Here is a 12,648-nt window from a genome sequence, read left to right on the forward strand (position 1 = left end):
AAGCAGGAGCTTTTATGTATTTTCTTTCTTGGTAAATCCTGCTAGACCGATCGAAGCGACTAGTAAAATTTGCGGTAAGAATTGGATGAGGTAGCGGGTCTTCCCACCTTCAAAGATGGTTAAGAAAAGCAAACCACCAAAGACCGCTAAGGAAAGGAAGTTAAAATCATCTGTATCTCGACGTTTGAGATAAGCTCCAACCAAACCAGCCGATAGGACGATCCAGATCAGCTGCTTGACAAATTCATAATACTTGTACTGTGGGCGATCCGTGCTGAGGAAAAAGGTCCGCACCCATTTTGCCAAACCATTATTTTTAGTCAGAGGTGCATATAGAGGATTGATAAAAGGCGTCTTCTCATACTCTACATCTCGGTAAAGCCAACCGAGGGTCCCTTCTGCTACCGTCAAGGATTGCTTGTAGTAGATATGCCCGATCAAACCGAACGGTCCGTATTCCTTGAGCCGGCGTTTGATTTCTTTGATCACATTTTCTTTTTTAAAGAGGCCATTGTTGTAATCCGAGCGCTTATCCTCATCGATATAGGCCAACAAGCCTTCTTTCATATCTTCTTGGTTGTGCCCCATATCTGTCAAGCCCAGATTGATAAACAAGAGCGGTCCTTTTGCCAGCCCTTCTTGTTTCAAGATCGGTACAACTGTTTGATGATTGACCGCTGTATTCAATACTGCAAAGACAAAGCCCGTCGTCAAGACCGTCACCGTAGCAATCTTTCCAAAGGCCTTCCAATTTCCTCTGAAAAAGAGCACAGCCCAAAAGGCAATCATGACAATAATCGTCGTTGGACGGATCAACATGGATACGCCAGATAAGATCCCCAAGCCAACAATCTTCTTCCAGGAGACTGCTTGATCTTCCTTTAATAGATCCAAAGCCCACCATAACTGAAGAGCGATCAAAGGAAGTGGCGGAATGTCCGTATACATGGAATAGAAATAAGGCGAGTAACAGATCAAGCTCACATAGAAGAGATAGACCAGATCAGCCGTTTTTTGATTGAAATGCTTCTGGGACAGCTTGTACAAGAGGACTGCACCCAGATTGACATAGAGGATATTGAGAGCCTGCATGACCCACAGACCGCTAGAGCCAAATAAGACATAGAAAAACTTCTCGTAAAGAAAGAGCGGAATGTTATTGGGATTGCGACTGAGGTAGTTGGTGATAGAGGATTGCTTAAGAAGATCAAAAGCCCCTTTGAAAACAACCGCAGCATCCCGACGGATCAAGAGCTCCGCACAGACCATAACGATCAACTGAAAGACAACCGCTCCAAGCAAGAAGCCTTTTTTATGCCGAGTCAACCAAGCAAAGGCACTCTTTAGCCCATCGCGTTTCAGCCAGGCTAGCAGAAATAGCAACCCAGCACCTAAAATGGCTAGCCATGAAATCTCTCTCAGATAGGTCACACTGATCAAGAACCAGTGGACCATCACTAGCAACATGACAACATGAAGCATCCCAAATAGAATACGTTTACTTTTCGATAACATAGCTCCATTATATCAAAAAAACAGCATTTCTGCTGTTTTGGACTGACTATCAACTGTAAAGTGAAAAGAAAAGTTGTTCTAAAATGTAATTTATAAACATACTCATTTTATCGAAGCAATTTTTAACTCTTAACCTTAACTAACAGACCTAAAATACTAGAATTAAAATACATAATAATACAAGATAAATTCCAACCGTTAGAATCATTCCGATTTTATAGAAACCGACTAAGCCAGCATATCGTTCGACAAAACCGATCTGTGGGTCGACTGGATTATAAAAGACTGTCATAGGAGACCCGATTGGGAATATCATCCGCAAATCCAGATTTTTGCCGGCTCCAAGAACATAGGTTCTATCGAAAACATTGGTTTGTCTTGACTTAGAAGAAGTCTCTCTGAAATAAGCGTAGGTAAAGGTCTTTTGGTATCTTTCGCCCCCAACTTGATACTCCACCACAGGCAGGGAAATAAGCAGTTGATTTTTGGAATCAAAAGCAACTACTTCTCCCAGAACTTTTGCGGTTGATTCTGTTTTCACTTTTATTTCACGACGATACAAGGTGTAAAAGATGAGCAGCATGATCAAGAAAACAAGGCTCAGAATGCCCAAGCTAAGCCAGAATATTGTTACTGTCATTGATTTTTTTACCCTTTCACATAAACTAGTTGGTTTCAAATCCCTTGAAAAATTTTTATTCTCCCCTTTTCAACCAATTCTGTTGCTGCGCTTTTTCTGCAAAATCTTTTGCTTTGTTTATATCTAGTGAATTTGAATCTGATGGAGCATTGGATTCAATCTCTTCTTTCAATTCTTGTAAAGTTTGAACATCTTTCGGGGTTAAATTAGAGACTGTGCTAGATTCTTTTTCTGTCGAACTTTCTGGCACAGACTGGATCTCGCTATTAGTTTTTATTACCTCAGTTCCTACATCCGTTTTTGGAGCTGGTCGGTATAACATGAAGAATCCAACAATTACAATGATGAAAGATAGGATCGATATCCCATTTCGTTTTTGAATTTCTTCCTGAGGAATTTCTACTCCTTTTGTTGATAAATTCTTCCATTCTGGATGTTCCTTCTCAGCTGCTTTTTTCTCATAAAAGAAAGGTGCAATCAATGACCGATTGATGAAGGTGAGAGTTCCAAGACAGGTTATAAAAAAGGGCACTTCACGAGAGTGGCTAAGCAATATCTGAATATAAAATACACTAGCAATTATACCTAGGACGATAATAATTGTAAATCTAATTTTAAATTCCTTCTTCATTTGCAAATAATGTTCTTTTGTCATCTTATTCTCCCTTAAAAATAGTTTTTCCTTCATCCATAAAAACAATTACTACTATCATACCGGATTTTACTTTGAGATTCAAGTTAATCACCAACTAGTGAAAAGAGTATAAAAAAGAAGCGTTAGAAACGCTTCCGTCCTATTATTTATCTTGCCAAGTTTCTTGGTTTTCCTTGAAACGGTGTAACAACTCTAAACCTTCAGAAGTGATGTAACCTTGTTCTTCTGCTAAATGAATCAATTCTGTGTAGTTAGACAAGGTTTCAAGTTGAACGCCAGCTTCCGCAAATTTCTTATCGGCTTTCTCCAATTGGTAGGTGAAGATGGCAACCACACCAAGAACGTCCGCCCCTTCACGCTTGGCAGCTGCGACAGCATCCAAGACAGATCCACCAGTAGAAATCAAATCTTCCACTACGACCATCTTTTGACCTTGTGGTACACGGCCTTCAATTTGATTTCCAGCACCGTGGTCTTTTGGTTTGCTACGAATGTAGGCAAATGGCAAATTCATCTTGTCCGCAATAATGGCTCCGTGAGGAATCCCAGCAGTTGCTGTACCTGCAATCACTTCCACTTCAGGGAAAGCTTCCTTGATTTTATCTACAAATCCATTTTCGATCAAGGTACGAGTTTCTGGATAAGCGAGGGTTACACGGTTATCGGTATAAATTGGGGACTTGATCCCAGATGCCCAAGTGAACGGTTCTTCTGGTTTCAAATAAACCGCTTCGATTTTCAAAAGATGGCTAGCAATATCTTTAGCTAATGACATGACGACTCCTTTTTACGATTTTAATCATATACGAATTAAATCAATCATTGATTTAAACAACAACTTTACAGGTTAGTGAACGCGTTAGGGAAGGTCCAGTAGGACTTCCCGTAGAGCTACAAAATTTTCACTTTTAGTAGCAATTAGTGTTCCGACGATTATGAGAATAAAACGATACTTTTTATTCTCATAATCTAGTGAATAGTTTAGGGAAGGCCCTATCGGGCTTCCCGTAGAACGTCTTGAAGCACAGCTTCTTAGACGTTCTTAACTATTCCACTGTCTCTTAATTTCATGGTAAGCATCCCACGGGTTTTCTGCTTGGATGATTGGGCGTCCAACGACAATATAGTCAGAGCCAATTTTATGGGCTTCTTGTGGGGTCATGACCCGTTTTTGGTCACCGATTTCAGCTCCAGCAGGACGAATCCCTGGTGTGACACAGACAAAGTCTGATGAAGTGGCATCTTTGATCAAGGCTACTTCATGAGCTGAACAGACAACGCCATCCAAGCCAGCTTCTTGGGCCTTGCGAGCATAATTGACTACTGATTCTTGGACCGTTGTTTGGATGTTTTGGCAATCACGCATGTCTTCTTCACTGGTAGAAGTCAACTGGGTCACGGCTACCAATTTAGCTCCTTCACCAAGAGCTGCCTTGGCTTCGCGCATCATCTCTACACCACCGGCTGCGTGGACCGTCACCATATCTACTCCGAAAGTTCCCAGTACGGACATGGCTGATTTGACTGTATTTGGGATATCATGCAATTTCAAATCAAGGAAAATACTGTGTCCAAGCCCTTTGAGGTAATGTACAATTTCAGGACCAACTGCATAGAAAAATTCCATTCCGATTTTTACAAATAATTTTTCTTCTTCTGGAAAATGCTCTAAAAAGTGTTTGACATCCTCGAAAGCTGGGAAGTCAAGGGCGATAATAGGACGTTCTTCACGCATGGATTACTCCTTTTTTGATTGATCATTTTGTCTACAAAAAAACCTTGCCCGAGGCAAGGTTACACGAAAATTAGGTAGGAACAACTACCATGATTCACCGTCTAGACCTTAGGAGCCTCTCTGGACTGCTTTAAAGGTTTTTATTTATTGTAGTACGATATTTGGGAAAAGTCAAGGATTTACAGTAGATTTTCCCGTACATGTTTACGGAAGTTCTCAAGGGTGTCAATACCATAGCGATCCATGACCTGTGGCAGATCTTCGATGATGCTTGGACAAGCATAAGGATCAGTGAAATTAGCGGTTCCAACTCCAATCGCAGAGGCCCCTGCAATCATCATTTCAATGGCTGATTCGGCTGAATCCACACCTCCCATTCCGATAATCGGAAGTTTAGTGGATTGGGCAACCTGACGGATGAGTTTCAAAGCAACTGGGAAAACGGCTGGTCCCGACATACCTCCGGTTCCATTGGCAATGATGGGCTTACCAGTCTTGAGGTCAAAGCGCATGCCGACCAAGGTATTGATCATGGTTAAGCCAGTCGCTCCTGCATCCTCTACTGCTTTTGCGACCTGCGTGATGTCTGCTACACTAGGCGTTAACTTGACATAGACAGGGACGGAGGAAGCTTCTACCGCTGCTTTTACTGCATCATAAGCCAACTCTGGAACCTGTCCGATTAAGAGACCATTGTTGCCATGATCTACGTTTGGACAAGAGATATTGAGCTCGATGGCCTTGACATTTGGCGCTTGCGAGATCTTGCCAGATACCGTTGCATACTCTTCATTGGAGAAGCCAGCTACATTGGCAATAATTGGAAGCTCTGGATAATGTTGGGCCAACCAAGGAAGTTTTTCTGCTAGGACCACATCTACGCCTGGATTTTGGAGCCCAATAGCATTGAGCATGCCTGCAGGCGTCTCAGCGACACGTGGCGTTGGATTACCAAAACGAGCCTCAGCAGTTGTCGCCTTGATCATGATGGATCCAAGCAGGTCTAAGTCATAGTATTTAGCATATTCCTGACCAAAACCAAAACAGCCAGATGCCGGAATGATGGGGTTTTTCAAGTCTAAACCGGGTAAGGATACCGCTAGTCGATTTGCTGTCATAAGGTCCTCCTACATCACAATCGTACCGGTTTCAAATACCGGTCCATCTTCACACACGCGCTTATTGGCTGCTTGGCTTTCATTTTCCAGATGCACCACACAGGCGTAGCAAGCCCCCATCCCACAAGCCATACGGGATTCCATGGAAATGTAGGCGCGGGGATGGTCATGAAACTTGGTATTGACATATTTGAGCATGCCAGGTGCTCCACAAGAATAGATAGCGTCAAACTCCTGGTCCATCTGATCAATAACCGACGAGACATAGCCCTTGGTACCATAAGATCCATCGTCTGTCGTTACAGTGACATGAGCCACCTGAGAAAGCTCTTCTTCCAAAATGACGGCTTCTTTGGTCGCAAATCCGACAACCACTTCAACTTCTACCCCTTGCTCATGGAGTTGTTTGGCCACTTGGACCAAAGGAGGAACACCGATCCCGCCACCGATGATCAAGGCTTTCTGACCTTGGCCGAGATTGGTGAGATCAAAGCCATTTCCCTGAGGCCCCATCACGCTTAGTTTGCTACCGATTGGCAATTGGGAAAAGATAGCTGTCCCCCCACCTTCGATGCGGTAGATCAAGCGACACGTCTGTGTCTCAGGATCAATCTCAGAAATTGAAATCGGACGGCGAAGGAGCTTGGCCCCATCAGGGACTCGGATATGAAGGAATTGACCTGGTAGCATCTGCGCCACCATTTCCCCCTTCAAGATCATAGAATAGATGCGGGGAGCGATCTCTTCTTGAGCGACCAGCTCCATCTCCTCCATCATGATTTTGCCAAAGCGTTTTTTACAACTGTCACTGACCATTGATATCCTCTTCTTTCTTTCAGCAAAAAAGACCTCGCAAAAGCAAGGCCCTACAAATGATCAGCTAGACACCGTCCGCTGATCTTTTTTCTGTCTTTCCTTGCAGGCCTCTCTGGACCTCTTAAAGGTTAAATTTGTCTCATTATATCGCGCTCCTTGTCACTTGTCAAGTAGAAATCGGTGACTTAGGAAGCTTTCTTGGGATCAAAATCTTCTGGAATCGGCTTGATGTATTGCATAGCGATTCGGTTCTCGGGCTTACGATCGACTAGATAAAGAACCAGTAAAAAGAGCCATTCCAAGGGTTTCATCAGATAATAGATCAGGTCCATAGCCCATTTCTTCTTGATATGTTTGGCAAAGGGATAGCCATAGCGGTCATAATTGCGACGCAAGAAGCGATGGAATCGTGGCGTCTTTTCTTCTAGCACCTGTTCAAAGGCATTGGCAATACAGAGCTGGCGATTGACAACGACTGGATGACCGTGGCGGACGCCCATCCGCTGGGGCTTGACAACATTTTCATGGCCGCCAGCCGCAACCGTACAGAGATAGTGCTCATCCATGATGAGATTCTGAGGAGGGATCTTCTGTGAGAAGGCCCAGTCAGCTGTATTGGTCCAGGCCTTGATCATGGAATCCGGTTGCTGCCCAAAGAGCATGAGAACAAGGACAACAAGGGCAAGGGTTGGAAGAGCGACAAGGACCGCTAGCCAAGGCCAGTTACGCGACCGATTTAAGAGCTGATGGAGCCATTGAAGCAGACGATTCTCATAGCTTATCTCTGTTCGATCTTCCTGCCACTCCTTAATGCGAACCCATAAGAGATAGATGGAATAGATCAGTAAGAAAAAGGTGTGAAAACTTGCTACCTGCAGTTGATTATCGAAAACTAAGAGAAGAACCACACCTCCTAGAATGCCACTGATGCAGAAGACATTTGCTAACGGCGAGAGTGAATTCGCATCTCTGTAGGAATAAATAATCAAAGCTAGTAAAGTAAGAGCTGCCAGTGTGAAGAAGGTCGGATAGGCGCCAGACCAGATCAAAGCATGCTTCTGAGAATTGACCAAACTCTCACTCCAATCGTAAAAGGTCATCTCCTTGACGATGTAAATGAAAATCGCTTCGAGAAAGCAACCAAAGAGACCAAACCAAAGAACAATGGTAGGCTGTTGCTTTTTCTCTTTGACAGGCTTAGGACTTGATGTTTCAATTGTGAATGTATCCTCTTCTATCAGTTCTTCGCCCTTTACTGGCCCTCTATCCTCAAACAGTTCCGGATCTTTGGGAGCTTCTTCCTCAGCTTCTTTGAACTGGAGGCTGGACCACCGGCCGATCCCATAAATGATGACAAAAATATTGGGAACAAAGAGGGCAATGGTTAGACCGTAGGGTAAGATCTCCATCGTGAAGGCAATGATAGCCCAAACACTAAATTGAATGAATGGATCCTTTATTGCATAGAACGACTCACTAACAATAAAATAAATGTAAAAGGCCAATAGAATCAAAGCATTGGTCACAAAATTGATCTGCAACAGACCGGCTGTGAAATGGCTTTCCAATTCCTTATCCTTTTTCTTATACCAGGAAACGAGTTTTTTCATAAGATCTCCTCAATCAATTTTTTACCATTCTATCAATCAGCTCACCCCTTAAGCAAGGCAAAACTGTATTTTTCCATCAAAATCAGTCCCCAGATGGAGATTTTGTTTCCAATTTTCTATTTTTTAAACATTTGATCCAGCCTACTTCCTATTACCTCCCTCGGCCTGTCTTATTCTCTGATACAGTCCTTGAAAGACCACATTTTACGGGAAAAACGCGCTCTTTTATGTTAAAATAAAAGCATGAGAATACAACAATTACAATACATTATCAAAATCGTCGAAACCGGCTCTATGAATGAGGCCGCAAAACAACTCTTCATCACGCAACCTAGCCTTTCCAATGCAGTCAAGGACTTGGAAAATGAGATGGGAATTGAAATCTTTATCCGGAATCCTAAAGGGATCACTTTGACCCGCGATGGGATGGAGTTCCTCTCTTATGCCCGCCAGGTGGTGGAGCAGATCGACCTCTTGTCCGAGCGCTATAAAAATCCTGTGGGTTCTCGTGAGCTTTTCAGCGTCTCTTCACAGCACTATGCCTTCGTGGTTGAGGCCTTCGTTTCACTATTGAAGAAAAGCGACATGGAAAAATACGAGCTCTTCCTACGGGAGACGCGGACTTGGGAGATCATCGATGACGTCAAGAATTTCCGAAGCGAAGTTGGCGTACTCTTTTTAAATAGCTACAACCGGGATGTCCTCTCTAAGATGCTGGATGATAATCACCTGATTGCCACCCACCTCTTTACAGCGCAACCTCATATCTTTGTCAGCAAGAGCAATCCTCTTGCCAAGAAAGAGATCGTTCACTTATCTGATCTGGAAGATTTCCCATACCTTAGCTATGACCAAGGAACCCACAACTCCTTCTACTTCTCAGAAGAGATCCTCTCGCAAGAGCATCATAAGAAATCCATCGTCGTCAGTGACCGAGCGACTCTCTTTAATCTCTTGATCGGTCTGGATGGCTACACCATTGCGACCGGGATTCTCAACAGCAATCTCAACGGAAATAACATCGTCTCCATTCCCCTTGATATCGAAGACCCGATCGAGCTGGTCTACATTAAACATGAAAAAACAGCCCTCTCAAAAATGGGAGAGAAATTCATCGAATACTTGCTTGAGGAAGTGAAGTTTGATAAATAAAAAATATCTGAGTGATCCATGTTCACTCAGATATTTTTTATTGTCATCTCTATATTTAGAAATCAATATGGGTCAACAACTTGTATACACAAACTTATTCCGACATCCATAATTTCTGAAATTAGTTAACATTTTTACTAAGTATTTCAGTTGTGTATTCATTTTTATCTGTGTATGTTTTCGATTGTGATGCTACTCTTACTCCTTCGCTATTTCGATTTTCATCTGGCAAGATATAGGTATCTGTAATTGTAGTTTTAAATGTATTTCCTGTTGGGCTGACTCCTAGTGGAAGATTGCTAAATCGATCGGAATAAAACAATTTATAAAAGTGAGAATTTTGTGAAACAGATAAATTATCATAACTAAAATCAAGACTTCTATCCCAATAATTCTTTTGAGTGGATGGGTGATAATCATCAAAGAATTCTTGTTTTTCTTTGGATGAACTCGATTTTGTTTGTAAAAAGAATACTGGGCGGAAATAATCAAAATCAGGATCAGACCCATACTGATAGTAGGTTTGTAGCTTGCCGTTCTTTGGATTTTTCACTTGGAATTGAATAACCGTACTTTCCTCAGGAATTTGAAACAAGGTATCACCTTGGTAAAGCATCAGAAGAGTGGAGAGTACATCACGATGAGTTTCGCCTAGTAGCTGTAATTTCGGGAAGCGATATGAGAGTTTTTGATATAATTTTCTGTCCACATTCGTCTGACTAAATGCAGGACCAATTATACCTGTCTCTATGGGAATATCAGCCTTAGATTTGTCTGTAAAAGTAACATGTAAGATAGGCAAGCCATTTAAGCCTACTAAGTCCGTTCTGGTGGACTCTTGCCACTGTCCTTCCGTAGGTTTTTGTTCCTTTCGATCGTGAATAATTTCGATATTAATCTCTTTGATAATCTTTTTCTGGGGTTTGATTGTACTAACTTTGTATTGATAAACCTTATGGTAAATATACTTTGAATCAAACCAGTCTGGCCTAATGTAATACCGAAGTCCGAAGTAGACAATTGTCAAGGCTGCTATCAAACTAAGTACAATATATCTCTTTTTAAGTTTTAACTTCTTCATCTTCACCTCCTGAAAAATGATGTGATAATAATAGGATTCCATTCCATTAAACCATAAACACTTACTTTTTTCAAAGTTAAGACTAAGTTTTGAAATGAAACGATCTTGAATAAATACATATTGGAATACCTTTATATATCGCTATAGATTTCTTAAGAGAAATATAACCTAAAAAAATAACTCCAGATCGTGTTTGTGATCTGGAGTTGGTTTTATTTCTGGTTAAGAACTTCTTTTACAAATTGGTCTTTGTTTTCCTCTGTATAAGTTTTTGATCTAGATTGAACTCGGATTCCCTTTTTAGTGTCGTTCTGACCATCTATAACATAGGTATCTGTGATAGTCGTCTTAAATTTATCACCTGTCATCCCAAGATAAATGGGTAGGTTTTCGAACCGTTCAGAATAAAATAATTGAGACTCATACCACTCTGCCTCAATATTTAACCGATTATTAAATATGCTATCAGAATTATAAAGACCCCGGTTCCAAAAATTTACCCTATCATTAGGTCGATAGTCATCAAAAAATTCTTGGCGTTCTTTTGCTGAATTTTTCTTATCTTGTAAAAAATATACTGGTGGAAAAACATTAGACTTTGGTGCAACACCGTAATCATAGTATGTTTGAAGTTTATGAGTTTTGGGATTTTTTATCTGGAAACTTGTAACTACATATTGATTATCATTATTTTGATAGATCGTATCTCCCTGATACATCATCAGATAGCTTCTAAACCCTCTACCATCACCTTGCTCAATTCCTGGAAAACGAAGTGATAACTTTTCAAATTGTTTATAATTATCGTTATCCGATTGAAACAGATAACCAGTTTTATATTCATCAAATAAAACATCTAATTTAGTTTTATCACTAAAGGTTAGATGTAAAATACTATAATGCCAATTCCCATCAGTTTTTATGTCTGTTCTTGTAGATTCTTTCCATTGACCGTCCACAGATTTATTTTTTCCAAAATGAATAAACTCGATATGAATATCCTGTAAGGTCTTCTTCTGGCTCTTTTTATAAGCAACTTTTATATTGTATACTTTATGATAAATATGTTCTGAATCAAACCATTCTGGCTTGATATAATACCGAAGGCCAATATATCCAATAAACAAACTGACCAACGCAAAAAAGATGTGTTTATCATTAATTTTTAACTTCTTCATCGTCACCTCCAAAAATTGATTATCCTATCAAAATAGATCTCACCTGAATCTTACTTATGTTCCTTTTCATACCTTGCTAGATCATTAATATCTTTGAACTCCCTTAGTTTACCGAGGACTTCCTGCACGTATTCCCCTTTATTTTTCTCTGTATAGGTTTTTGTGGCTGTCCGCACTTTCATCTGATCATTTTGATCAGGTTTTATCAGCTGCGTACGAGTGACGGTTGTTTTAAATTCAGAACCTGTGAGATCTATTTTCAGAGGGAGATTTGATAGAGAATCTGAATAGAACCATTTATAATAGTGAAATTGATATGGGTAGGTGCTAGTCAACTCTTTAGGGATGGAATCGACTCCCCTGTCCCAGTAGCCCTTCCAACTATGATGGTAATCATCATAAAAAGATTGCATGTCTGCTTGGCTCACATCATTTTTAGTTTTTAAAAACACAGGAGAATCTGTTTTCTCTGGCAAATACCCATATTCATAATAGGTTTGTAACTTTCCAGATTTTGGATTCTTTAGGTCAAAACGCGTAACGGCTTCTGTTTCAGGAACTTGATAGAGGGTGTCTCCTACATACATCATTCCACTAAAATAAGCAAAGGAATAATTTCGATTATACTCTGTACTGAATTTTGGGAATCTAGGAAGCATTTTCACCTCAAATTTATCATTGCGATCTAAATCGCGACTAAATGTTGGACCTAAACGAAAGGCCTTTTGGAGTGGGATTCTAAGTTTTGACCCATCTTCCAACAAGGCATGTAAAATGACGTCTCCACCGTCATAAGGACCAATATCAGACCGAAGATCTTCCGACCAAGTCAATCCATCAGGAACAGCAGCCTTATCGTCGTATATAAACTCAAGATTAATTTCTTTTACTTTTGCTTTTTTGGGCTTGATTTTCTCTGATTTGTAGTTATAAACCCTAATATACTGATTATTCTTATCAAACAAACCAGGATCAACAGATGTTTTCAAAAATTTATAAAGTCCAAAAAAGGATAGTCCTAAAGCTACCAAAACGAGCGGCAAAATCTTTTTCAACTTTTTCATACACCCCTCCTTACAAAAATCTATTTCATTATATCATAATCAACTACATTCTTATAGCTCTATTCCAAAGGGAGACATAAAAAC

12 protein-coding genes are annotated in these 12,648 nt (G+C 40.7%); 1 reads left to right on the top strand and 11 read right to left on the bottom strand.

Features of this window, described 5'->3' with window-relative positions:
• Positions 1–12: 12 nt before the first annotated feature.
• The 8 genes from QM968_RS01380 to QM968_RS01415 form a co-directional block, all read right to left on the bottom strand.
• Entirely contained in the window at positions 13–1,515 is a 1,503-nt protein-coding gene (locus tag QM968_RS01380; protein ID WP_414381632.1) for a glycosyltransferase family 39 protein, read from the bottom strand.
• A 148-nt stretch (positions 1,516–1,663) separates the two neighbouring features.
• Positions 1,664–2,155: a DUF3592 domain-containing protein gene (locus QM968_RS01385; RefSeq protein WP_023917987.1), complete on the bottom strand. Its 492-nt coding sequence runs from the start codon at positions 2,153–2,155 to the stop codon at positions 1,664–1,666.
• Between the two features lie 55 nt (positions 2,156–2,210).
• Positions 2,211–2,810: a hypothetical protein gene (locus QM968_RS01390; protein ID WP_070586150.1), complete on the bottom strand. Its 600-nt coding sequence runs from the start codon at positions 2,808–2,810 to the stop codon at positions 2,211–2,213.
• A 142-nt stretch (positions 2,811–2,952) separates the two neighbouring features.
• Complete coding sequence (pyrE, locus tag QM968_RS01395; protein ID WP_023917983.1) at positions 2,953–3,585, bottom strand: orotate phosphoribosyltransferase; 633 nt, start codon at positions 3,583–3,585, stop codon at positions 2,953–2,955.
• A 267-nt stretch (positions 3,586–3,852) separates the two neighbouring features.
• The gene (gene pyrF / locus QM968_RS01400; protein WP_129824794.1) at positions 3,853–4,545 is read right to left on the bottom strand and encodes an orotidine-5'-phosphate decarboxylase; all 693 of its coding nucleotides are present in this window, start codon (positions 4,543–4,545) and stop codon (positions 3,853–3,855) included.
• 179 nt (positions 4,546–4,724) lie between these two features.
• Positions 4,725–5,663 carry a dihydroorotate dehydrogenase gene (locus QM968_RS01405; protein WP_129824793.1) on the bottom strand — a complete coding sequence of 313 codons (939 nt, stop codon included), beginning with the start codon at positions 5,661–5,663 and terminating at the stop codon, positions 4,725–4,727.
• Positions 5,664–5,672: 9 nt separating this feature from the next.
• A complete protein-coding gene (locus QM968_RS01410) occupies positions 5,673–6,479 on the bottom strand; it encodes a dihydroorotate dehydrogenase electron transfer subunit (RefSeq protein WP_023917979.1) in 807 nt (268 codons plus the stop codon).
• Between the two features lie 185 nt (positions 6,480–6,664).
• The gene (locus tag QM968_RS01415; protein WP_129824792.1) at positions 6,665–8,089 is read right to left on the bottom strand and encodes a DUF6688 family protein; all 1,425 of its coding nucleotides are present in this window, start codon (positions 8,087–8,089) and stop codon (positions 6,665–6,667) included.
• Between the two features lie 243 nt (positions 8,090–8,332).
• Here QM968_RS01415 and QM968_RS01420 point away from each other — a divergent pair, with 243 nt between their 5' ends.
• Positions 8,333–9,241 carry a LysR family transcriptional regulator gene (locus QM968_RS01420; RefSeq protein ID WP_031575788.1) on the top strand — a complete coding sequence of 303 codons (909 nt, stop codon included), beginning with the start codon at positions 8,333–8,335 and terminating at the stop codon, positions 9,239–9,241.
• A 121-nt stretch (positions 9,242–9,362) separates the two neighbouring features.
• Here the strand turns inward: QM968_RS01420 and QM968_RS01425 are convergent, their stop codons facing one another.
• The 3 genes from QM968_RS01425 to QM968_RS01435 all read right to left on the bottom strand — a co-directional run bounded on the left by QM968_RS01425 (position 9,363) and on the right by QM968_RS01435 (position 12,564).
• The gene (locus QM968_RS01425; protein WP_021153102.1) at positions 9,363–10,322 is read right to left on the bottom strand and encodes a hypothetical protein; all 960 of its coding nucleotides are present in this window, start codon (positions 10,320–10,322) and stop codon (positions 9,363–9,365) included.
• A 212-nt stretch (positions 10,323–10,534) separates the two neighbouring features.
• Positions 10,535–11,500, bottom strand: coding sequence for a hypothetical protein (locus tag QM968_RS01430; protein WP_414381639.1), 966 nt, complete (start codon positions 11,498–11,500; stop codon positions 10,535–10,537).
• Positions 11,501–11,550: 50 nt separating this feature from the next.
• Complete coding sequence (locus tag QM968_RS01435) at positions 11,551–12,564, bottom strand: hypothetical protein (protein ID WP_414381642.1); 1,014 nt, start codon at positions 12,562–12,564, stop codon at positions 11,551–11,553.
• Positions 12,565–12,648: the final 84 nt, after the last annotated feature.

The organism is Streptococcus sp. OMI870, assembly GCF_047460295.1.
GTDB lineage: Bacteria > Bacillota > Bacilli > Lactobacillales > Streptococcaceae > Streptococcus.